The 23,966-nt window shown below is 55.4% G+C and carries 14 protein-coding genes; 7 read left to right on the top strand and 7 right to left on the bottom strand.

Going from position 1 to position 23,966, the window contains the following annotated elements; genetic code table 11:
• Positions 1–14: 14 nt before the first annotated feature.
• The 6 genes from ACZZ0A_RS18285 to ACZZ0A_RS18260 form a co-directional block, all read right to left on the bottom strand.
• Positions 15–1,334 (bottom strand): hypothetical protein, encoded by a 1,320-nt coding sequence (locus ACZZ0A_RS18285; RefSeq protein ID WP_463543545.1) that lies wholly within the window; start codon positions 1,332–1,334, stop codon positions 15–17.
• Complete coding sequence (locus ACZZ0A_RS18280; protein ID WP_463543544.1) at positions 1,334–3,445, bottom strand: ATP-binding protein; 2,112 nt, start codon at positions 3,443–3,445, stop codon at positions 1,334–1,336. Before ACZZ0A_RS18280 ends, ACZZ0A_RS18285 begins: the two co-directional genes overlap by 1 nt.
• Before the next feature lie 103 nt (positions 3,446–3,548).
• The gene (locus tag ACZZ0A_RS18275) at positions 3,549–3,734 is read right to left on the bottom strand and encodes a DNA cytosine methyltransferase (RefSeq protein WP_463543543.1); all 186 of its coding nucleotides are present in this window, start codon (positions 3,732–3,734) and stop codon (positions 3,549–3,551) included.
• A gap of 47 nt (positions 3,735–3,781) precedes the next feature.
• Entirely contained in the window at positions 3,782–4,534 is a 753-nt protein-coding gene (locus tag ACZZ0A_RS18270; protein ID WP_463543542.1) for a DNA cytosine methyltransferase, read from the bottom strand.
• A 306-nt stretch (positions 4,535–4,840) separates the two neighbouring features.
• Complete coding sequence (locus ACZZ0A_RS18265; RefSeq protein WP_047599662.1) at positions 4,841–6,091, bottom strand: ribonucleotide-diphosphate reductase subunit beta; 1,251 nt, start codon at positions 6,089–6,091, stop codon at positions 4,841–4,843.
• A gap of 562 nt (positions 6,092–6,653) precedes the next feature.
• On the bottom strand, positions 6,654–6,914 hold the full coding sequence (locus ACZZ0A_RS18260) for a DUF2790 domain-containing protein (protein WP_007912695.1): 261 nt from the start codon (positions 6,912–6,914) through the stop codon (positions 6,654–6,656).
• A 473-nt stretch (positions 6,915–7,387) separates the two neighbouring features.
• On the opposite strand from ACZZ0A_RS18260, the gene acs reads away from it, so the two are divergent.
• The 7 genes from acs (at position 7,388) to argR (ending at position 15,994) form a co-directional block, all read left to right on the top strand.
• Complete coding sequence (acs, locus tag ACZZ0A_RS18255; RefSeq protein ID WP_007912698.1) at positions 7,388–9,343, top strand: acetate--CoA ligase; 1,956 nt, start codon at positions 7,388–7,390, stop codon at positions 9,341–9,343.
• A 1,248-nt stretch (positions 9,344–10,591) separates the two neighbouring features.
• Entirely contained in the window at positions 10,592–11,365 is a 774-nt protein-coding gene (locus ACZZ0A_RS18250; RefSeq protein ID WP_007912701.1) for an ABC transporter substrate-binding protein, read from the top strand.
• Positions 11,366–11,456: 91 nt separating this feature from the next.
• Complete coding sequence (locus ACZZ0A_RS18245) at positions 11,457–12,146, top strand: ABC transporter permease (protein ID WP_007912702.1); 690 nt, start codon at positions 11,457–11,459, stop codon at positions 12,144–12,146.
• Positions 12,143–12,841 (top strand): ABC transporter permease, encoded by a 699-nt coding sequence (locus tag ACZZ0A_RS18240; RefSeq protein ID WP_007912703.1) that lies wholly within the window; start codon positions 12,143–12,145, stop codon positions 12,839–12,841. The genes ACZZ0A_RS18245 and ACZZ0A_RS18240 overlap by 4 nt, the downstream gene beginning before the upstream one ends.
• 1 nt (position 12,842) lies before the next feature.
• Positions 12,843–13,955, top strand: a complete 1,113-nt coding sequence (locus ACZZ0A_RS18235; protein WP_463543541.1) for a M14 family metallopeptidase — start codon at positions 12,843–12,845, stop codon at positions 13,953–13,955.
• Positions 13,956–13,982: 27 nt separating this feature from the next.
• Positions 13,983–14,747 carry an ABC transporter ATP-binding protein gene (locus ACZZ0A_RS18230; protein ID WP_007912705.1) on the top strand — a complete coding sequence of 255 codons (765 nt, stop codon included), beginning with the start codon at positions 13,983–13,985 and terminating at the stop codon, positions 14,745–14,747.
• A gap of 266 nt (positions 14,748–15,013) precedes the next feature.
• Positions 15,014–15,994 carry a transcriptional regulator ArgR gene (argR, locus tag ACZZ0A_RS18225; protein WP_007912706.1) on the top strand — a complete coding sequence of 327 codons (981 nt, stop codon included), beginning with the start codon at positions 15,014–15,016 and terminating at the stop codon, positions 15,992–15,994.
• Between the two features lie 19 nt (positions 15,995–16,013).
• On the opposite strand, the gene ACZZ0A_RS18220 is transcribed toward argR, so the two are convergent.
• The gene (locus tag ACZZ0A_RS18220; protein WP_463543540.1) at positions 16,014–23,816 is read right to left on the bottom strand and encodes a dermonecrotic toxin domain-containing protein; all 7,803 of its coding nucleotides are present in this window, start codon (positions 23,814–23,816) and stop codon (positions 16,014–16,016) included.
• Positions 23,817–23,966: the final 150 nt, after the last annotated feature.

Raw genomic sequence — 23,966 nt, 5'->3', positions numbered from 1 at the left:
AAGCTCTTAAGAGTTTAGGCCAGATAAACTATCCCGGGCCGGGACTGATGACCCCTAAGTTTGAAAAGTAGGTCGTTCAGTATTTGCTCTCGCATTCTGTAAAGAACTCCGTTTGTGGGTAGCCTGCTGTAAGGCAATACAATCATAGCGCCGGAGTTGAATAGAAGCTTTTTTATTTGCCCATTTATGAAGAATTCAGGAGATTGCCAAAGAGAGTCGGGAACATCCATATCTCCATCGGCGGGATTTCTAATGGCAGATGGGCACGCTTCTAGACCTAAGAAAAAAGTGAGGGTTTGCGGTTTTCTTTGTGCGTAATCACAAGCAGCTTGCCCTTGGAGTAAAACCCATCTTGATCCCTCAAACTGCTTTAAACTTTTAATCGCAAAACATCTTGTGATAATTTCACCAATTCTGAGATCGAAAAGGTCTTGAAGAAATGCATCGATGTTTGCTTCTACCAACTCAAGCGGTGTGATTGCGCCTCTATCTCTGGGTAGTGTGTTTCCTACAGATTCGGATATATTAATAAAACGATTGATTCTAGAGCGCTGAGTAGGGTCGATTCCTTCAGCATCCCTTACGGAAAAAGCCTGGTCCCATATGTCTCTTTCATCGTCTGTATCACTTGTTAGTGATAACCGATCAGATAGTATGGGTAGTAATACTTCGTTCAAGGCATAGGACTTATCTTGGTCTACGTTTTTTCGTCCAACTGCTGCCATTGACAGAGATGCCATGACACTTTTAAGTTGTTCTGGACGTCCACCTGAAAGATCAATAACTTGGGAAACTGTACTGGAGGCGGCCGATAGTATGCTCTTTTCCCAGGTGAGTAGAGCCTTGGCTTGCGCGTGTCCTGAAAGTAGTGTTTCTATTTCTCGACGCAATTTGTCAGGATCTGTTACACAAAGCCCATTGTCAGTTCGAGTTATATGCTCTACCTTATTTAGCTTCAAAACTCCATATGGTCGTGGGATGTTAGCGGCTAAGCGCTGAGTGAGGTACTCTTGTAGTCCTTCCCCCTCATCGCTTGCATCGGCTTCGTGAGCCTGTTGGCTCCATACAATAATTACATATGGGCCTTGTGGGCCAATTTGTTCAAGGCAGGTTAAAATTTGATTGAAGTGAGAGCTTTTTGATCCTATCGCATCCCCTAATAAATGCAGGTCAAAAAATATCACCCGTACATCTGGAAAGGACGCAGTAAATCCTTCCTCTACATCATATTTTATACCTAAACAAGAAACGCCTATTTTTGCTAAGGATCCCGTAAGAGCATCCAGTTCTGGCTGTTTGTCATCGATGGCTATAATACGTGGTGTTGGTAGCATTATTTTACTTCCTTGAAAATAAGGGCAACAACAGCCCCATCGATCTCTTTCGGCAATTCTATTTCACCTTTATCCGGGAATGCTAAAAGTCCACCGTTTAGTTCCATTGCTAGATTGGCGTAATATAACCCTAAGCCCATCCCGGAAGGCCTTCTGGTAAAAAACGGGCGAACCATGTTCTCCGGGTCGTCCTGAAAGCCTGGGCCGTTATCCCCAATTATTATTGCGGGGCCCAACTCAAAGTCGTAAGAAATGCCGATGTAAAGTTTTCGTTGCTTTGCATCAGTTTCAGGCCAACGTACCTGTAGCCAGTAAAGCGCATTGTCAATGATGTTGACTAAAGCATTAAGCACTAGTCCGAAAGAAAAAAAGGAGTTGAATCCCTTCTCACCTGTTTCTAGGAAAGGACACATTAATGCAGCTTGATGAAAGCGCAGTCGGGAGGAAGTTAGTTCGCGAGCACGAAGGATGAGTTTCCTGGCCTCGTGTGCTTTCTGGTCGTCACGTCGAAGCAGGCCTGAAAAACCATCTAGTAATTTAGTCAAATCTCTAGCTTGAAGTGCGGCATTTTTTATATCTGCACCATCTTCGATTGCTCGATGAAGTGTTCTTACTCCGCGCTCAACTTCATGAAATATTACAGCAAGGTTTAAACCCGACATCCCAGCAGTGAGGAGGGTTTCTTGCATGGATTGATAATCCTCCTCTAGTTTTTTGATGTATGGTTCAAATGTTTCTAAAACACCATGCTTTCGCATAGCGCTTTTAAGCGACTCTATTGGTCGCTGAATGTTGGCGGCAACTGGGTCTATACTTTGCTGGATTATTTTTCTGATTCTATCTTTGTCGAGATCTCGCTCGGTCTCAAATATAGCAAGGCCTGACAGTACTAGATTTTTTAAGCGTTCCAGTGCGTCATTGTCCACAAAGCCTTCTCGGCTTGTTTTTTCAATAAGATTGTTTGAGAGTTCAAGAGATAAATGGATGACGCCAATTATTAAGTTGTTACTTATTTTTCTCGTTGGTCTATTGACCCTGCGAAGGTCTAGTCCTAGCCAGTCAACACCCGGTTCACCATAATTATAAACCCTGATACCATCACGATATATCCGTATGCCGCCGTTCTCATCAAGATATTCAGTGAGCATTTGCACGTCGGACATGAGTTTTAATATTTCCCTGTCTCGATCGTAAACGTAAAACTCACCTACGATTTCGCCAATTCCTGATAGGTAATTTGCGTCTGCCAGTAACCTCTTGCTGTTCCCCTCTTTGGGTAAGAGAAGACCGCCTCCTTTTTTTTCTACTCGACGCCCTTCGAGTTTTACTCCAGGGACTGGAGTAAATTTATAATCCCAAGAGATGGTGCCATTGGTGTCGATTGTAAATTTATACCGCCAGGGAGCTCTATCCAGTATAGATTGTGGACTTAATAAATCGTTGATCCAATTTTCATGCCCAGGTACAAGCATTGTTGCATAAAAAGATTCTGGGGCGTCAAAAGGCGAACAAATGGATGTGATCTGCTTATGGAGGCTTCTAACTTCGCGGCGTGTCCATGACTTGTTTCGGAGATCGAAGATTTCTACTAGAGTACCCGTCTGATCTCCAAGGAATATTTCCGGCTTCCGTTCTTTTATAGTAATTGGCGCGTCATCTAGGAATGGCTTGTTTATAAGCTCTGACCAGTCAATTTCAACAACGCATTCAAGTTGATTATCTGCTCGAGTGGTGAGGCGTATTTTTTCGCCGAGTTTATGGACAGCAAAGCGCCCCAGACCTTTTTCCCCCAAAGGAAGTCTGAGGTGCTTCTTCGTTCTTATTTTTTTTTCGCGCTGCTCCTTCCTATGGTCGTTGCCAGGGACGAGCCAGATCTCTTGTATAGTTTTAAGTGACATTCCATCGCCGTCATCTATTACTATAATTTCAGGAGCATTTGGATTCGAGAGATCGAGAGTTACTGAAACTTCATTTGCGTCCGCATCATAGGCGTTTTTGACTAATTCAAAAACAGCTAATCTAGGGCTGCCAATAAGTTCGTCGCCCAGTAGCTGAAGTATACGAGCCCGAGGGCGAAAAGATTGTTTGTGCTCTATTTCAGAATTGGTCACTCGTATTCACCTGTTTTAAAAGTTGAAAGAGTGGGTGGGTGGATTTAAGCGCTTTTCGGTTGGAAATGTCATAAAGAAACATCCTTGTAGTGGCCAAATGAAATTAGGCTGCCTCGTTCGAGTGCTTGGTGTCAAGCTGCCTTTTTTTCAGCATCTTAACGATGGCCTCCATAACCGGAGAACAGACCGCATTTCCCATGAGCTTGACGCGTTCTCTTCTTGAAACGTCAGGAAATCTATAGTGATCTGGAAACCCCATAGCCTTACGAAGCTCTTCGGGTTGGAGCATTCGCATCATATGGCCATTTTCAGTCGGCGTTACGAAGGCGAAACGGTCTACCGTTGTAATTGTTCGAAGGGGGCATCCATGCGTTGCCAACCTCCGCTTCCATCGCTGCCGTAATAAACAATGATGAATGACTCATTAGGCCCAAGTTCTTTGATTGCCCGATCAGCTCTCGCTAGAGTTCCTGCAGCCCGGCGAGGGGTGCGCAGAGGGGTCATTTTGTATTTTCCTGAACGATCTAGAATGCTCCATACCGTTTTTATCTCTACATCCGGAGGTAGGATAAGTGGTGGTTCTTCGATCAGATCAGCGATCATGAACAATCGTTTCCGCCGCTGTGCTACGCCATAATATGAGGCGTCAATAATTTGCTCGCGAACTTTGTAGTTTAGGCGTGCTAATTCAGCTTTAAGCTCCCCGTAACGCGCCCAAGGCTTCATGTGAACAACATTTTCTAGAGTGATCCAGCGAGGCTTCATGACTTCGGCGTACCGGATGACCTGAAAAGCAGTGTCTTTGCTTTCCTCCGAACGTGGCTTGCTACCACGAGCGCAAGTGTGGTGCGTACATTCTGGAGAGGAAATCAAGAGGTCAATTTTTCCAGTTTTAGCTATGACCTCTTCAGGGGTAAGCGCTCGAAGATCTTGTTCAAATACATGGGCATCAGGGAAGTTGAGCCGAAAAGAGTCGACTGCCGGCCCCCATAAATCTACCCCTCCAACGATTGTGGCTCCGCCCTCTCTGGCCCCCAGGCTAGCGCCGCCAGCCCCGCAGAACATGTCAAAAGCACGTATAGAATCCATCTGAAAATTCCGTTAAACGATGCGGCCAGGTTACTAGCTTCGCGGTTCTATTCAAGTTCTGGGGACAAAAATATGCAGATATTTGATGGTTGCCTAACTCCCGAAGGCCGCCTTTGCTGAATCTCCTCGAATTCTTTTGTTTGGCAATCTGCTCTCGCCGAGCAAAAATGAGTCGAGGTAGCGACTGAAGGTGGTTTAGGAGAGGAAGTATCCATCTATCGATCCGATCCTCTGTCGAGCTTTTTGGGTAAGTAAAAATGCATAAAGCCACCAAATGGTGGCTTTATGTGAGTGCTGGATGAAATATTAATCCCAGCTCAGAGCACCACCAGTCTGATACTCAATAACTCTCGTCTCAAAGAAATTCTTCTCTTTCTTCAAGTCCATAATCTCGCTCATCCAAGGGAACGGGTTAGTCGTCCCTGGATATTCCTCTTTAAGGCCAATCTGCGACAACCGACGGTTAGCGATGAACTTCAGGTAGTCCTCCATCATCGCCGCGTTCATACCCAACACCCCGCGAGGCATGGTGTCACGTGCGTATTCGATCTCCAGCTGCGTACCCTGCAGAATCATCTGGGTCGCTTCTTCCTTCATTTCGGCATCCCACAGGTGTGGGTTTTCGATTTTGATCTGGTTGATCACGTCGATGCCGAAGTTCAGGTGCATGGATTCGTCGCGCAGGATGTATTGGAACTGCTCGGCGACGCCGGTCATTTTGTTGCGGCGGCCCATGGAGAGGATTTGGGTGAAGCCGCAGTAGAAGAAGATGCCTTCCAGAACGCAGTAGTAGGCGATCAGGTTGCGCAGCAACTCTTTGTCGGTGTCCGGGGTGCCGGTTTCGAACTTCGGATCGGAGATCGAACGGGTGTACTTCAGGCCCCAGGCTGCTTTTTTCGCGACCGATGGGATCTCGTGGTACATGTTGAAGATTTCGCCTTCATCCATGGCCAGCGATTCGATGCAGTACTGGTAGGCGTGGGTGTGGATCGCCTCTTCGAACGCCTGGCGCAGGATGTACTGGCGGCATTCCGGGTTGGTGATCAGGCGGTACACGGCCAGGACCAGGTTGTTGGCAACCAGGGAGTCGGCGGTGGAGAAGAAGCCGAGGTTGCGCATGACGATGCGGCGCTCGTCGTCGGTCAGGCCTTCCGGGTTTTTCCAGAGGGCGATGTCGGCGGTCATGTTGACTTCTTGCGGCATCCAGTGGTTTGCGCAACCGTCCAGGTACTTCTGCCAGGCCCAGTCGTACTTGAATGGCACGAGTTGGTTGAGGTCGGCGCGGCAGTTGATCATGCGCTTTTCGTCAACGGCGACACGGGCGGAGGCGCCTTCGAGTTCGGCGAGGCCTTCGGCGACGTCGAGGGAGTTCAGTGCAGCCTTGGCGCGAGCGACAGCGGCCGAGTCGTCGGCGGTAACGGCGCGGGCTTCCAGCGCTGCGGCGCCGCCGGCGTTGTCCAGGCGGTCCATGTTGGCTTCAGTAGCGTGGCCGGCGTTGGCGCCTTTCACTGCTGCTACTTCACTGTCTTCTTTGTCGAATTCGTCCCAGCTCAGCATGACGTGTCGTCTCCTGCGTGAGGGCCTGTCGCCCGTGTGAAACCTGATTGGTTGGTTTTTCACACGGTCGTACAGACCGCGTTGGATCTTAAGGAATCGTTTTTTGCAGCAGCTAAGGCAGGCAATAAAACAGAATTTTGTACGGGTTTCCGAGAGCCTCTGACGGGCGCAGATCACGTTGAACGCGACTGCGGGGCTTCAGAATGGCTTTGATCCCTGTAAGGGAATATTGCTGACCCGATTAGGGCGGCATTATAGGGAAAAAAACACGCGCGTGGGGGAGGCGAATCAGCACAGGGCGGTCGATCAGGAGGGGTATTTCAGTCGGAGCGAGGGTTTACAGGGCTTTCGCGGATGTTGGCCGGTGAGAATTTTTTTTGATTAATTTTTTCGTCGGGCTTTGGTTGCTCAAGAAATGAGCAAAAAACCGCGTTTTTCACTATATCTTGTGTTTTGCAACCATTTTCAACGACTCCAGACACAACTGAGCCCGACCGAAGTCGGGCTGGAATCGACCCTCAATGAAGCGCTGAGAGATCCAATTCGGTGCAGTCTCAAATCATCAATTGGTGCAGCCGTTGCCCATGATGCTGTAACGCAGGATGTGACGCTGACCTTTGGAGTCGTCGTATTCCATTTTGGCCGGAACCACTTCGCAGACATTCGGAACTTCGCTCATGGAAACAACTTTGGCGATGTCCAGGTGCGTGGAGTAAGTGTATTCCTCGATAACCGGTTGTTGCTGCGCGACATCAGTCGGAACCTCATCTGCCATGGCGGTTGCGCACAGACTGCTGAGGGCCAGAACCAATAAAGCTTTCATTCGGATTTACCTTTTTGAGGTCGAGTGGGGTCACGCAACCTTTTTAGGGTTGCGTGTGGAACTTCATCATTTGCGGTTGTTACTTGAGAGCTGGATTAACGGCCTTCGTGGGGGCTGTAACGTTGTTAATCGCGTTTGCCTTGTCGGCGAGGTGAATTTTAGGGAGATGGGGCGGGGGTAAACAGAGCGGGTTTTGATAAACACCTTTGGCAGATTTGGTAACAATCCCTTGAAATGGGGTAGAGGCTGGATTGGTAACCGGGTGTTTTGTCTGTGGGACCGAGTTGTCTGAATCGCTGGCAAGCCAGCTCCCACAGGGTTTGGGGGTGTTTTAGAGGTTGGTGTCTGGCTTGCAAACGGGGTAGGTGGAGGATTTGTAGGGGCTTGTTACTACCATCGTCGAATGGTTCTATGGCCCCCGCCCCGTTACAACAGGGTCATACAAAAACAACTATTACACCGAGGTAGGAAAGATGAGTGCGGCTTCTCTGTATCCCGTTCGTCCCGAGGTTCTGGCTAACACGCTGACTGACGAGGCGACCTACAAAGCCATGTACCAGCAGTCGGTCGTCAACCCTGACGGCTTCTGGCGCGAGCAAGCCAAGCGTCTCGACTGGATCAAGCCTTTCACCACGGTGAAGCAGACGTCGTTCGACGATCACCATGTCGATATCAAGTGGTTTGCCGACGGCACCCTGAACGTTTCCTACAACTGCCTCGACCGTCACCTGGCCGAGCGCGGCGATCAAGTCGCGATCATCTGGGAAGGCGACGATCCTTCCGAGAGCCGCAACATCACCTACCGCGAACTGCACGAACAAGTGTGCAAACTGGCCAACGCCCTGCGTGGTCAGGACGTGCACCGTGGCGACGTGGTGACCATTTACATGCCGATGATTCCCGAAGCCGTGGTCGCCATGCTGGCCTGCACCCGGATCGGCGCGATTCACTCGGTGGTGTTCGGCGGTTTCTCGCCGGAAGCCCTGGCCGGTCGCATCATCGACTGCAAATCGAAAGTGGTGATCACCGCTGACGAAGGCATCCGTGCCGGCAAGAAGATTTCCCTGAAAGCCAACGTCGACGACGCGCTGACCAACCCGGAAACCAGCAGCATCCAGAAAGTCATCGTGTGCAAGCGCACCGGCGGCGACATCAAGTGGAACCAGCATCGCGACATCTGGTACGAAGACCTGATGAAAGTGGCGGGCACTGTTTGCGCGCCGAAAGAGATGGGCGCGGAAGAAGCGCTGTTCATCCTTTATACCTCCGGCTCGACCGGCAAGCCGAAGGGCGTGCAACACACCACTGGCGGTTACTTGCTGTATGCGGCGATGACCCACGAGCGCGTATTCGATTACCGTCCGGGCGAAGTCTACTGGTGCACCGCCGACGTCGGCTGGGTCACCGGCCACAGCTACATCGTCTACGGCCCGCTGGCTAATGGCGCGACCACGCTGCTGTTCGAAGGCGTGCCGAACTATCCGGACATCACCCGGGTGGCGAAGATCGTCGACAAGCACAAGGTCAACATCCTCTACACCGCACCGACCGCGATTCGCGCGATGATGGCCTCGGGTCAGGCTGCGGTTGAGGGCGCTGATGGCAGCAGTCTGCGTCTGCTTGGTTCGGTCGGCGAGCCGATCAACCCGGAAGCGTGGGACTGGTACTACAAGAATGTCGGCAAGTCGCGTTGCCCGATCGTTGATACCTGGTGGCAGACCGAAACCGGCGGCAACATGATGAGCCCGTTGCCGGGTGCTCACGCGCTGAAGCCGGGTTCGGCAGCACGTCCGTTCTTTGGTGTGGTGCCGGCGCTGGTCGACAACCTCGGTAACATCATCGAGGGCGAGGCTGAGGGCAATCTGGTGATTCTTGATTCGTGGCCAGGTCAGGCGCGCACGCTGTACGGCGATCACGATCGTTTCGTTGATACCTACTTCAAGACCTTCCGTGGCATGTACTTCACCGGTGACGGTGCGCGTCGTGATGCCGACGGTTACTACTGGATCACCGGGCGTGTCGATGACGTGCTCAATGTGTCCGGCCACCGTATGGGTACGGCCGAAATCGAGAGCGCGATGGTTGCGCATCCGAAAGTCGCTGAAGCAGCGGTGGTCGGTGTGCCGCATGACATCAAGGGGCAAGGCATTTATGTCTATGTCACGTTGAAAAATGGCGAGGAGCCGACCGAGCAATTGCGTCTGGAACTGAAGAACTGGGTGCGTAAAGAGATCGGCCCGATCGCTTCGCCGGATGTGATTCAGTGGGCGCCGGGGCTGCCGAAGACGCGTTCGGGCAAGATCATGCGCCGCATTCTGCGCAAGATTGCCACGGCGGAATATGACGGGTTGGGGGATATCTCGACGCTGGCGGATCCGGGTGTGGTGCAGCATTTGATTGATACGCACAAGACGATGAATGTTGCTTAAGTAGTAGATTGATGTGCTGAAAAGCCCTGTTCGGTGTAGGCCGGACAGGGCTTTTTTGTGTCTGAGGTTTTGTGATGGTAGGACTGGCCTAATCGCTGGCAAGCCAGCTCCCACAGGTTTTGTGGTGCGTTGGAGATTTTGGTTCCAGCGCATATTGGGGTGGCTGCTCTGGCCTAATCGCTGGCAAGCCAGCTCCCACAGGTTTTGTGGTGCGTTGGAGATTTTGGTTCCAGCGCATATTGGGGTGGCTGCTCTGGCCTAATCGCTGGCAAGCCAGCTCCCACAGGTTTTGTGGTGTGTTGGATATTTTGGTTCCAGCGCATATTGGGGGTGGCTGCTCTGGCCTAATCGCTGGCAAGCCAGCTCCCACAGGTTTTGTGGTGTGTTGGATATTTTGGTTCCAGCGCATATTGGGGGTGGCTGCTCTGGCCTAATCGCTGGCAAGCCAGCTCCCACAGGTTTTGTGGTGTGTTGGATATTTTGGTTCCAGCGCATATTGGGGGTGGCTGCTCTGGCCTAATCGCTGGCAAGCCAGCTCCCACAGGTTTTGTGGTGTGTTGGATATTTTGGTTCCAGCGCATATTGGGGGTGGCTGCTCTGGCCTCATCGCTGGCAAGCCAGCTCCCACAGAGTTTGTGGTGTGTCGGAAATTTCAGCTTCGCCGCATATCCCTGTGGGAGCTGGCTTGCCAGCGATAGCAATCTGTCAGGCAACTGTGTAGTCGACTGTCGGAACACAAGAACACCCAACCAATAATTATCGATCTGCGCCGTAAGACATTTCCCGCTGTTACCCGCCGCCTTCCACGTAACCGAATGTGTAACCGCCCGCCCCGGAGCGGGGCAAAGGGAAACGCATCGCCCCGTTTTAGAGCCTCGAAACCCCCGGTGAAAAATAAGACACAACGCTGCGCTTGCCGGATTAGAAGGGTTTGCGAATAATAGGCCCGCAATTTGCAGCATAGATCGGTTCACTGTCTTTCGCTCTTGCATGAAATTGCAGGGCTGTCAATGTGCCAAAGTCGCTTTCTCTGTGCATCTGTAATTAGTTGTCGCATTGAAGAAATATCGGCTTCGGGCCTGTCGTTAGAATGCCGATCACTCGCTCATCGTGGCTGACGTTGAAATCTCTGACGGTTTCAATGGGAAATTTCCCACCGATGCAGCAACCGATTTCCCGATTCACCCATTCGCATATTGGGCTGTCGCTCACTCTGCCGTTTTTGCCCTTTACCGATGGAGTCCCAAGATGAAGAAACTTGTGCTGCTTGGCGCCCTGGCACTGTCCGTGCTGTCGATGAACGCCTTCGCTGACGAAAAACCTCTGAAGATCGGTATCGAAGCGGCTTACCCTCCGTTCGCCTCGAAAGCACCGGATGGCAGCATCGTCGGTTTCGACTACGACATCGGCAACGCTCTGTGCGAGCAGATGCAGGTCAAGTGTGTGTGGGTCGAGCAAGAGTTCGACGGTCTGATCCCGGCACTGAAAGTGCGCAAGATCGACGCGATTCTGTCGTCGATGTCGATCACTGAAGATCGCAAGAAGTCGGTCGACTTCACCAACAAGTACTACAACACCCCGGCACGTCTGGTCATGAAGTCCGGTACTCAGGTCAGCGAAGGTCTGGCTGAGCTGAAGGGCAAGAACATCGGCGTACAACGTGGTTCGATCCACGAGCGTTTTGCTCGTGAAGTCCTGGCGCCACTGGGTGCCGAGATCAAGCCGTACGGCTCGCAGAACGAAATCTACCTCGACGTGGCTGCCGGTCGCCTCGACGGTACCGTGGCTGACGCCACCCTGCTGCAAGATGGCTTCCTCAACACCGACGCCGGCAAAGGCTTCGCGTTCGCAGGCCCGGCGTTCACCGACGTCAAATACTTCGGCGACGGCGTAGGCATCGCAGTTCGTAAGGGCGACGCCCTGAAAGACAAGATCAACGCTGCCATCGCGGCCATCCGCGAAAACGGTAAATACAAAGCAATCCAGGACAAGTACTTCGCCTTCGATATCTACGGCAAGTAACACGTCTCTGCGACAAGTCCGAAATGGCGCAAGCAACAGGATCTCTGCGGTTTGCGCCATTTTTTCATCCCAACTTTCGAGGACCTGAATCATGTTGAAAGGCTACGGGGCTGTCATCCTCGATGGCGCATGGCTGACGCTTCAGCTCGCCTTGTCGTCCATGGCTCTGGCCATCGTTCTCGGGCTGATCGGTGTCGCGTTGCGCCTGTCGCCGGTGCGCTGGCTGGCCTGGCTGGGCGATCTGTATTCCACGGTGATCCGCGGGATTCCCGATCTGGTGCTGATCCTGCTGATCTTCTACGGCGGCCAGGATTTGCTCAACCGCGTCGCACCGATGCTCGGTTATGACGACTACATCGACCTGAATCCGCTGGCCGCCGGTATCGGCACCCTCGGTTTCATTTTCGGTGCGTACCTGTCGGAAACCTTCCGTGGCGCGTTCATGGCCATTCCCAAAGGTCAGGCCGAAGCGGGCATGGCGTACGGCATGAGCAGTTTTCAGGTGTTCTTCCGGGTGATGGTGCCGCAGATGATTCGCCTGGCGATTCCGGGCTTCACCAACAACTGGCTGGTATTGACCAAGGCTACCGCGCTGATCTCCGTGGTCGGTCTGCAAGACATGATGTTCAAGGCCAAGCAGGCGGCAGATGCCACCCGTGAGCCTTTCACCTTCTTCCTCGCAGTGGCAGCGATGTACCTGGTGATCACCAGTGTTTCGTTGCTGATCCTGCGTCAACTTGAGAAGCGCTACTCGGTAGGCGTAAGGGCGGCTGATCTATGATCTTCGACTACAACGTCATTTGGGAGGCCATGCCGCTGTACCTCGGCGGCCTGCTGACCACCCTCAAACTGCTCGCGCTGTCGCTGTTTTTCGGTCTGCTCGCGGCCCTGCCGCTGGGGCTGATGCGCGTCTCGAAGAACCCGGTCGTCAACGGCGCCGCGTGGCTGTACACCTACGTGATCCGGGGCACGCCGATGCTGGTGCAACTGTTCCTGATCTACTACGGTCTGGCGCAGTTTGAAGCGGTCCGCGAAAGCTTCCTCTGGCCGTGGCTGTCCAGTGCAACGTTCTGCGCGTGTCTGGCCTTTGCGGTCAACACCAGCGCCTACACCGCTGAAATCATTGCTGGCAGCCTCAAGGCTACGCCAAACGGTGAAATCGAAGCGGCCAAGGCCATGGGCATGTCGCGCTTTAAACTGTACAAGCGCATCCTGCTGCCATCGGCCCTGCGCCGGGCACTGCCGCAGTACAGCAACGAAGTGATCATGATGCTGCAGACCACCAGTCTGGCCTCCATCGTGACCTTGATCGACATCACTGGCGCGGCGCGTACCGTCAACGCGCAGTTCTATCTGCCGTTCGAGGCGTACATCACCGCCGGCGTGTTCTACCTGTGCCTGACGTTCATTCTGGTCAAGCTGTTCAAACTGGCCGAGCGTCGCTGGTTGAGCTACCTGGCCCCGCGGAAGCACTGATATGGAACGCATCGACCACGTATTGCCGTGGAGCCATTTGGGCAGCGAGCGCAAGATTTCGGTTTTCCGCTTCGGCCACGGCGAGCGCAAGGCCTACATTCAGGCCAGCCTCCATGCTGATGAATTGCCGGGAATGCGCACCGCTTGGGAGCTGAAAAAGCGCCTCGGCGAACTCGAAGCCAAAGGCTTGCTCAACGGTGTCATCGAGCTGGTGCCGGTCGCTAACCCGTTGGGTCTTGGTCAGTTGCTGCAAGGCAATCACCAAGGCCGTTTCGAGGCCGGTAGCGGCAAGAATTTCAACCGTGATTTCGTCGAGCTCAGCGCGCCGGTTGCGGCCGCTTTGGCTGAAAGCCTCGGTGATGATCCGCACGCCAATGTGCGTCTGATCCGTCAGGCCATGGCCGATCATCTGGCGGCATTGCCAGAGGCGAGCAGCCAGTTGCAAGGCATGCAGCGGGTGTTGCTCAGCCACGCTTGCACCGCTGATGTGGTGCTTGATTTGCACTGCGATGCTGAAGCCGCGCTGCACATGTACGCGTTGCCGCAACACTGGCCGCAGTGGCGTTCGCTGGCCGCGCACCTGAATGTGAAGGTCGGATTGCTGGCGGAAGATTCCGGCGGCAGCTCGTTCGATGAAGCCTGTTCGTTGCCATGGTTGCGTCTGTCGCGGCAGTTCCCTGATGCGCAGATTCCGCTGGCGTGTCTGGCGACGACCATTGAGCTGGGCGGTCAGGCCGATACCGGTCGCGCCGAAGCGCAGGCGTATGCTGAAGGCATTCTTGCGTTCCTCGCCGAGCAAGGCCTGATCACCGGCGAGTGGCCGAACCCAGCACACGAAGCCTGTGAAGGCATGCCGTTCGAAGGCACCGAGTTGCTGTTCGCACCGCATCCGGGCGTGGTGAGTTTTCTGCGCAAGCCCGGCGAATGGGTCGAGGCCGGCGACGAGATTTTTGAAGTGATTGATCCTCTGTCCGATCGGGTCAGCACGGTATGTGCTGGTACCTCCGGGGTGCTGTTTGCCATTGAACGGCTGCGTTATGCCCAACCCGGTTTCTGGCTGGCCAAGGTGGCGGGGCGCGAAGCGCTACGTCACGGGCGCTTGCTCAACGACTGACTGACTGTTTTTGTGAGAACCGACCGCATGTACAAACTTGAAGTCCAAGACCTGCATAAACGCTATGGCAGTCACGAAGTGCTCAAGGGCGTGTCCCTGAAAGCGGCAGCCGGCGATGTGATCAGCATCATCGGCTCCAGTGGCTCCGGCAAAAGTACTTTCCTGCGCTGCATCAACCTGCTCGAGCAGCCGCACGCGGGCAAGATTCTGCTCAACAACGAAGAGCTGAAACTGGTGGCGAACAAGGACGGCGCGCTGAAAGCCGCTGATCCGAAGCAGCTGCAACGCATGCGTTCGCGCCTGTCGATGGTGTTCCAGCATTTCAACCTGTGGTCGCACATGACCGCGATTGAAAACATCATGGAAGCGCCGGTTCACGTGCTCGGCGTACCCAAGTACGAAGCGCGCGAAAAAGCCGAGTACTACCTGAACAAGGTCGGCGTGGCCCATCGTAAAGATGCGTTTCCGGGGCACATGTCCGGTGGCGAGCAGCAGCGCGTGGCGATTGCCCGTGCGCTGGCGATGGAGCCAGAGGTGATGCTGTTCGACGAACCGACTTCGGCCCTCGACCCGGAACTGGTGGGCGACGTGCTGAAAGTCATGCAAGCGCTGGCGCAGGAAGGTCGCACCATGGTTGTGGTTACGCACGAAATGGGTTTTGCCCGTGAAGTGTCGAACCAGTTGGTGTTCCTGCACAAAGGTGTGGTGGAAGAGAGCGGCAACCCGCGCGAAGTGCTGGTGAATCCGCAATCGGAACGTTTGCAGCAATTCCTCTCGGGCAGCCTCAAGTAATCGCTGCCGTTATGCACCAAATCAGGTCATGCTTCGCGACCTGAAGGTTGGCTCCAATCCACTGTAGGAGCTGCCGAAGGCTGCGATCTTTTGATCTGTTTTTGAAGATCAAAAGATCGCAGCCTCGTTCCACTCGACAGCTCCTACATGGGAATGGAATTCCAGTCCCGATGGTGGATCTGCGTCAGGCTCAAGATTTGTGTTCATTTACGGGCTAGCATTGGCCCATGCCTTCATCACTGTTCCTCGTTTCGGATTGCCCGCCCATGACTGCCCATCGAATTGGTTTCCTGATTTGGCCCAGCACTAAAGCGTTGACGCTGGCGCTGGCGGAGGAAGCCTTGCGTGTTGCTCAGCGGGTGCACCCGGATGTGGTTTACGAACTGTCGTTCCTGCAAGCCGAGCCACCCGCCGAAGGTGCCTGGCAATTACCCGGCGAAGCGTGGGCCGGCAAACTCGAAAATTTCCAGAAACTGTTCCTGCTCGCTGACGAGCCACCGACCACGTTGGCGCCGGCTCTCAGCAGTGCACTGAAGCAATTGGTGCGTGCCGGCACGGTCATCGGCGGTCTGTCCGCGGGTGTGTACCCGCTGGCGCAACTCGGTTTGCTCGACGGTTATCGCGCTGCCGTGCACTGGCGCTGGCAGGACGATTTCGCCGAGCGTTTTCCGAAAGTCATCGCCACCAGTCACTTGTTCGACTGGGATCGCGATCGCCTGACCGCCTGCGGTGGCATGTCCGTGCTCGATCTGTTGCTGGCGGTGCTGGCCCGCGATCACGGTGCGGAATTGGCCGGTGCAGTCTCGGAAGAACTGGTGGTTGAACGCATTCGTGAAGGCGGCGAGCGTCAGCGCATCCCGCTGCAGAACCGTCTCGGCTCCAGCCATCCGAAGCTCACTCAAGCGGTGTTGCTGATGGAAGCCAACATCGAAGAGCCACTGACCACCGACGAAATCGCCCAACACGTGTGCGTGTCGCGTCGCCAACTGGAGCGCATCTTCAAGCAATACCTCAACCGTGTGCCGAGCCAGTACTACCTGGAATTGCGCCTGAACAAGGCCCGGCAGATGTTGATGCAAACCAGCAAGTCGATCATCCAGATCGGCCTTTCGTGTGGCTTCTCCTCGGGGCCGCATTTCTCCAGCGCCTATCGCAACTTCTTCGGCGCCACGCCGCGGGAAGATCGCAACCAGCGGCGCAGCAGCAGTCCGTTCGAATTGTCGTCAGTGCCGCCAGAGCGCGGTTAGGTCTCGGCGTACGTCTGGCTCAATCGGAAAACGACATATCCCTGAAGTTGTCCAGCGCTTGGTAAGCGCTGGCCAGCCATTCTCGCTCCTCCTGCAGTCGCGTTTCATTGGTCGCATTGTAAATAGTCAAACGCTGCTGACTCTCCAGGCTTAGTGGATTGTTGCTGAAGTCATAGGTGGCACCTCTACCGTCAGCAGGAGAGGGCAGTGGGTCGGGGAGTTCGATGATGGCGTTGGCGGAAAGATCTGCATACGTCAGCTGCGGCATCGCAAAAAGGCCGGCCGGTACGTCGGTCAGTCCCGTGTTGCTCAATCGCAGAGAGCGACACGCGTTGAAGTTTCTCAGGTCCGGTGTCAGCCCCAACGGATTGTGGCTCAAGTCAAGAATGCGCAGGTTTTCCATCGCCGCCAGTGCATTCACGGTTTGCTCAGTCAGTACGATGCGGCAATGGGGCAGTTCCAGGCTGGTCAGATTGCTCATGCGCAAGATTGAGGCGGGAATCTCGTTGAGTTGATAGGCGCGAATATCCAGTTTTTTGAGTGACGGGAACAGCTCAAGCAATCGGTCAACCCGAGGGTGCACGTTGGCAGTACTTGTCAGTGTCAGTTTGCTGGTCTGCTCGAAACGCCCGCTCAGTTTCGGCAACTCGCCATGGAAAGACAGATCAAGGGCTACCTCAGAAGAGGCCAGGCCTCCCGGCGCTACGCGCAAGCTTTGTTCCAGGCCATCCCTGAACCAGCTGCGTCTGGCGTTTTCCTGGCGTAGCGCTTCGTCGCCCATGTTAGCGCCTGTGAGCGGATCACGCGGAACCTCCCGCGCCCACACCTCAAGCTCGCGCAGTAGCGTGGCGAGGTCGCTCTGGCGACGCAGCAATTCGATGCGTCCTTCGGCCATTGTCCCGGGCAGGCCATAGACCAGATGATTGGCATCGGCTTCACTGATGGCGGGATACAGGTCTCGCGCCAGGGCAATGTCAGCCTGCTCAGCCAAAACACCCAAGTTCTGATAACTGAGTTGGTAGAAGGCCTTTATCCGGTTTTTTGAGGCTGTGGACAGTGGATTGGCCCTCAGGACAACCCCGTTGGTGCCAAAGCCAGTCAAGTCTTCCGGCAATTCGACAATGGCGTTTTCGCTGAGGAACGTGTCACGCAGGCGAGGTAACTGCCCCACGCCGGCGGGCACCTGAGTAATACCGGTGCGGGAAAGATCCAGGGCCGACAGCGCGCGTAATGCTCGGACATCCGGCGCAGTGCCCAGAGGGTTGTTGTACAAGTCCAGTCCTTTCAACCCGCTCATCGCGCTAAGCGTGGCCTGGCCCATGGCGTCGAGTACCACACCACAACTGTTCAGCATCAGTGTTTCGAGGGACGGCATGAGTGCCAGCGCCCGTGGCATGCGGCCCAGCTTGAAGCCGCGCAGCTCCATGGCTTGCAATCCCTTGAAGCACATCAGGAAACTGTCCGGGGCATTTAGCGTTTCATTACCCTGAATGGACAAGCGGACGACGTGGCTGAAGTCGGCAGACAGCGACGGCAGTTCCCCCGCAAAGTGAGCAACGATATCTAGCGTATTGAGCCTCAGTTCGGGCTTGTCGGTGTTTCTGGCGCGCCAGAACTGTTCCAGATTTTGACTGAACTCTCTCCTCTTGAATTGTTCTTCCACGCGCTCAGGTACGCTCAGGATTTCGCCGGTTATGGGATTGCGCAACGGTATGCGTTCGGACCAAGCGCTCAAGTCGCTGATCATCTGTCTGATTTCCGCTTCCCAGCGCAGCAGTTGCTCAGTGCCCGCCCGCAGCGTGCCGGGCAAGTGATAGATCATGTGACTGGCATCGTCGATGTCCATCCATGGATACAACCTTTGTGCGCTGGCCAGGTCGCCGACATCCGGCATCACGTCAAAATGGCGTCCGTGCTCGACATAGTAGGTTTTGATGCGCTCGCGAGTGGGCAGGGACAGTGGATTGCTGGCCAGATTGGTGCCGTCGGCGAGGTCCAGATCGAGGCTGAAAAAAGTTTCGGGCAGATTGGTGATGCGGTTGCCGTTCAACAAGGCGTTTTTCAGGTTCGGGTGATCGGCGAAGCCATTGGGCAGTGCCGTAATGCCGGAGTTCGAAAGCAGAATGTCACGCATGGCAGGCAGCGGCTGCAGGTCGGGTATCGCCGCCAGTGGATTGTGACTCAGGTCCAGCAGTTCAAGGTCGCTCAGTGTCGCGAGGGTGTTCTGGTCGGCGGGGCTGAGTGTCACGCCGCAGTCTCTCAATGTCAGTTCCGTGAGCTTCGGCAGGTGGGTCACGGACTGCGGTATTTCACCCAGTGGAAACTGTTGCAGGTCCAGCTCGCGTGTGTTGACGAACAAATCGATGAACGCGTCGGGGGCACCGATAGCGGCATTGCCCTTGAGCTTCACACCAACGACATGAGAGAAGTCCGTTGTCAGTTGCGGCGGGTCACCGATGAACCTCAAGTCGGACTCAAAAAAATCCGCACGCATGCCTGATTCGACCGACCGGCGACGCCAGAAGCGTTCCAGCTGTTGGCCAAATTCGGCGCGGGCGGCGTATTGGTCAAACAGTTCAATGGCCGTGAGAACTTCACCCGTCAAGGGATGAACGCTGGGAACTTGCGGTGCCCAAGCGGTCAGGTCCGAAGTCAGCTGATTAAGCTCGGCCCGCCACCTGACGAGCTGAATCCTGCTATCGGCCAGGGTTCCGGGCAAGTCGTAGATCACATCGCTGGCCTCCTGTTCATCCAGGGACGGAAACAGATCTCGCATGAGGGCGATATCGCTGGTCTCTGCGCGCACATCGAAGTCTTGTCCGGTGCGTCTGTAATAGGTTTTCACTTTATTGCGTGTGGCCACCGACAGCGGGTTGTCGGAAAAGTCGAAGCCGTCACTCTGATTGGCCGACAGCTCGAACACTGCATCGGGGATTTCGCTGATGCGGTTACCGCTGATAATTGCAGTGCGCAGATTCGGATGACTGGCCAGCCCGTCAGGCGTCACGTTGAGGCCGCAGTTGGACAAGTCGAGGTAGGTCAGTTCGGGGAGCAGGTTCAGCTCGGGGAAAGTCCCCAGGGGATTGTTGCTCAGGTCCAGCGTATGCAGGTTGTTCAGGGAAACCAGTGTCGCCTGATTTTCAGGGGTCAGCACCACGCCGCAATCGTTGAGTTCCAATACGCTGAGGCGAGGCATCCTGATCTGCGAAAGGGCAATCGGCTCCAGGTCGAAGGCGTGCAATTCCAGTGTGGTCAGATTCTCAAAGCGCTGAATGAACGGCAGTACTGCCGTGAGGTTTTTATTGCCCGTCAGTGTCAGTCGCGAGACATGCTCGAAATTGGCACTCAAGGCCGGCAGGTCGCCCATGAAATCAAGCGTTGCGGTCAGCTCGCTTTCTCTGAGAGACGCTGATCGGGTGCGCCAGAAACGCTCCAGTTTTTGCCGAAACTCATCCCGTGCACTGCGCTCCAGTGCTTGCTCATCCAGCGTCAAAGGTCGATTGAAAACGGGGTCGAGCGCAGGTGTCTGGTTGGCCCATTCGCCGAGTTCAGTCTTCAACGTTGCGAGCTCGGCCTCCCAACTGGCGAGCTGAGCCTGGCTGTCAGTCAATGTGCCGGGAAGCCGATACAACAATTCACTGGCCTGGTCGGCGTTCAGATCAGGAAACAACGTGGTGGTGCGCAAAATATCGGCTGGATCCGGGCGTACTCCGAAATGTTTGCCTGTGTGGTTATAGTACGTTTTCACTTTCTCTCGGGTGGCGGCCGACAGCGGGTTGTCGGCAAAACCGAAGCCGTCACTGAGTGAGCTGGTCAGGTTGAAAAAAACGTCCGGTATGTCGCTGATCTGGTTGCCATCGAAATTGCCGGTGATCAGTCTCGGGTGATCGAGCAGGTTGGCCGGCAGTGAGGAGATGTCTGTCTTGGTCAGATTGAGATAACGCAACGAAGGCATCGCGCTGACGTCGGGAGGCGTGCCCAATGGATTGCCCCGCAGATCCAGCAGCGAAAGGTTGGGTAACGATGCAAGCACTGCCTGATTGGTTGCCGAGTGGGTGATGCCGCAGTCGCGCAAGATCAGCTGGCGCAGGTTGGGCATTGCGGTGAACGATTGGGGCAGGCTCGGCAGATCGAGGTTTTGCGCATCCAGATACAGCAGACCTGTGAAGCGTTGCATAAAGGTGTCCACTGCCCTGGTATTGGCGCTGCCATTGATGGAGAGCATGACGACGTGGCTGAAGTCCGCTTCCAGTGCGGGTAGTTCCCCCAGTACGGGTTGCGCAATCTGCAACATGTACCCAGCGGGACCCCGGGTTTGCCTGCGCCAGCAACGCAGTAGCGCTTCTCGGAACTGCGCGCGATTCTGCAGGGCTGCCCGGCGTTCGATATAGGTCAACGGCAGGCCGCTGACAGGGTCATTGGCGGGGACGTCGATTTCCCAGTTACGCAGGTCATTACTGAGCTTGAAGTATTCGTTGCGGCGCCTGGCCAGTTCCGCGTTGAACTCAACCGAGTTGTTCTGGAAAACCGCAACGAAATTACGCGCCTCTTCGTTGGACATGCCTCGATAGATCGCCTGCACGCGCTCCTCGGGACTAACGATTCGCTGGCCTGTGGTCACCAGGTTGTCCTGGTTTTCGATGCCGATCGCACCGAGTTCACCCGCTTCAAAAAAATCGGCATTTTCAAGGCTTCTGGGTGCGTTCAGTCGATCATTGCCGAAGCCTGCCAGGCGCAGCGTGTCCACGGCCGGTTGGCTGATCGGCGCTTCGAACAGCACGGTGCGTAGCTCCTCGCGTTCAAGTGATCGCTGACGAACTGCGGCACTCAACGCGTCGCCCTGGCCGATCTGCAGGTTCAGATTCTGACGTTCGCCGTCCGGTAATGCGTACAACAGACTGGAGTAAAAATCCGTGGCCGAATGCAGCTCCTGGCCGCGGTCGTCGTAAGGTTGATAGCGGCCGTCCTGTTGGCGAACCAGTACTTTCCGAGCGGGCGCATCTTCGCGTCCGATGCTGTCGAGTACCGCGCCTTCGTAACGTCCGTCGCGGATTTCGAGGCGCACATCGCCGCTCCAGCCTGGCAGCAGCTTGAGGCTGTGCAGCGCAAGGGAATCGGAATCGGCATTGCTCAAGGCGTTCAGTTCCAGGCCTTCGTAAGCGCGGGTAACACGCACTTCCTGATTGGCCAGTTGCATGAATTCCTGTTGGCGCGGCGGCAGTTCTCCGTTGCTTATCTGTATCAATTCACTACCGCTGGCGCTGTCGAGCAGTTCACGGACGAGGCTGGCCGGCAGTGTCGGATCGTGGTCGATGATTGTTTGGGCCAATGGATCGTCAATGTGCTGAAGGACCTGATAGCGCGATTCGAACAGCGAGCTTCGCTGGCGTCGGGCGAGATGGGCCAGTTGCTTGCGCAGCATCTGACTGCGAACTTCCAGCGAGGGCGTCGGCCCGCTGAAAGGTTCTGCGAGCAACGCTTTGATTTGCTGCTCGTCGAGAGAAGCCAGCAGGGTCTTGAGCAGGTCGCCATCGATCAGGCTGTCCTGGCGAAGCTCGGTCATTGGCAAGGTTGCGTCCGCCGAGGATTGCCAGAGCAGTTCGCCTCGTTGATCAACCAGACGCAGGCGTTGGTTGCTCGGCCAGCGGCCGTGTTGCGTCAGCAGTTGCAGTTGTGTCGCCGGATCGGCACGCAGGTATTGCTCAGCCACGTTGCTGTCGAGTTGATCGATAAAGCGTTGCAGTTGTTGATCGATCTTGAACCGCTGAATGCTGTCGGCCAACAGGGGAGGTGGAGTTTGTTGATCGACATGCATCTTGCGTACGGCATCTTCATTGACGCCACTGACACGCAGGATCGTCTCGCGCTCTGGAGGCGAGAATGTCTCGATGGAAGGATTGATTCGCCGCAGCGCCGTGTCGGTGTCCCATTCCAGTGGTTGTTCCAGTTCGGTGTGCCAGGCACCGGCGCCATTGTGGCGCACCGTCGGTTGGTAGGCGTCGGGCCGAGTGGGATGTTCGATCGTGTATTGGCCGGGAATCGCACCTTCGCTCACGGCAAAATGAGCGTCTTCCAGTGGCAGCAGTTGCTTGCCTTGATGCGGGTACAGGCCCAGTTCATTGGGCGTTGAACCGGCATCGGGCACTGCCGTGTGCTGGTAGCGGGCCAGATCGGGATCCCAGTAGCGGGTTTTGCCATTGGCCAGTTGTACAGGCTTGAAGCGGTCGATGAAGGCGACCACTTCCTTGGGCAAGACCTTGCGAAACTCGCCGGCACCAATCGCGCCGCCCATGCCGAAGATACCCAGTTGGATCAGCGATTCGACGGTGCCCATCAGGTGTTCGAACGCTTCGCTCGTGCGTCCCTGTCCCCATTCGATGATGCCCTCGAAAGCTTCATCGAGCATTTGATACGCCATGTACGCCATCATCGCTTCACCCAGGACCGGCACGAACGGCGCGACGATCAGCGCGGCGGCCTGGACGATGCTCGAGATGATGTTGCTCACCGAATCCCAGAAAGCCCAGCGTGCTTTTTGGTCCACCATGGCGGTGGGCACGGCGATCACCCGGGCATCGTTGAAGATCTTGTTCAGTTTCGATTGATAGAGGTGTTGCCACAGATCGACCTGGAACGGTGTCAGTGTGGTTTGCAGATCCGGTCGTTCTACGGGTGTTTCGCGCCAAGCGGGCAGTGAGCTGCCGGACTCCGGCGGATGCCATGTCATTTGGCTCAAGCGGCTGTTGAGGGTGCTGAAGAAAAAGCCGCGATGTTCGTGGTTCACGAAGCGGCTGAAAAACTGCTGATAGTCTTTCGAACGCAGCTGGCGCGTCAGTTCGACAAACAGTTCGTAGGTCGATGCGTATTCCTTGAAAGGGTGCTCGGGATCATCCGGGACGTAGGCCACCACCCGCGCTGGGGTGCGCGATGCATACAGGTCGGGGGCAAAGACGACGATACCGGTGAGCGGCGCGCACAGCATCCCCATGTCATGGCACCGCACGGGCGCGCCACCGATATACAGCCCTCTCATGCCGTCGAGCACGGCGTCGATCAAGCGAAAATAACTTTCCGACACATCGCGGTTCATCCGCGCCCATTGCAGGGCCGCTTTCATCGCGGCCTTCTGACTGTCGTCCAGTTTGCTGCGCAGTACGGACGCCACCATCGGATCGGTATAGCCGAGGTTGTCTTCGAGATGGGCTTTGTACTGAGCACCGAGATCCAGCCTTCGGCACAGCTGGGTGAAGGCGGCAATGCTCAGTTTGGCCTTGATCGACGGCAGGGTCATGAACTGGCCGGTGGTGGAGGGCCGGGTGACGAAGGTCGAGTCAACGTCGAAGGCGTCGTCACGGGTTTCCGCTTCCTCGAAGTTGTGCAGCGCGGCTTCCAGTAACGAGACCGTCCAGGCGCGCGTGCCCGTTCTGATCGGGAGCCACGGGGTGGTTGCGGGGATGTACAGGCGCACAAAGGTATTGCGCACATCCAGATCCAGTCCGAAGGATTTGTTCAGTTCCTGTTTGAGCAAGGGCTCGGCAAAAGCGCTGGCGTCTTGCAGGTGTTCGAGGCTTTGATCGACTTGGCTTTGCGCGGCCCAGTGCGCGGCGTTGAGGGTTTTCATCTGTTGATGCTGTTCGGCGGGGACCGATTGGAGTGAAGTGGACAGACGGGGCAGGCTGTCCTGGAGCGCCTGGCGGCGGGTCGATGAAGCGTTGCCGAGCCAGTCGGGTACGGCGTTTTTCAGTGGCAGGTAGTGGTCGTCGTGATGCTGCGCGTCGCTCGCGGCAGTCGAGACTGGCGGTGGTGGCTGAGTCAGGTGCATGGGCCAATCCTTGGCGTTGAAAAGAACGCGCAGCAAATCAGGAAGAGACCCCTCTTGTGCGGAACATATTTATATCTTTGTCGCGGGGTGGAGTTGGTATTCTCTGCAGCCTGCCGCAAATCGGCGGCGCCCGTTAAACTGCGCCTTTGC

The sequence above is a fragment of the Pseudomonas sp. AC242 genome (assembly GCF_979258655.1).
Note: the sequence above shows the minus strand (reverse complement) of the source record. Positions and strands in the feature narration are given on the sequence as shown.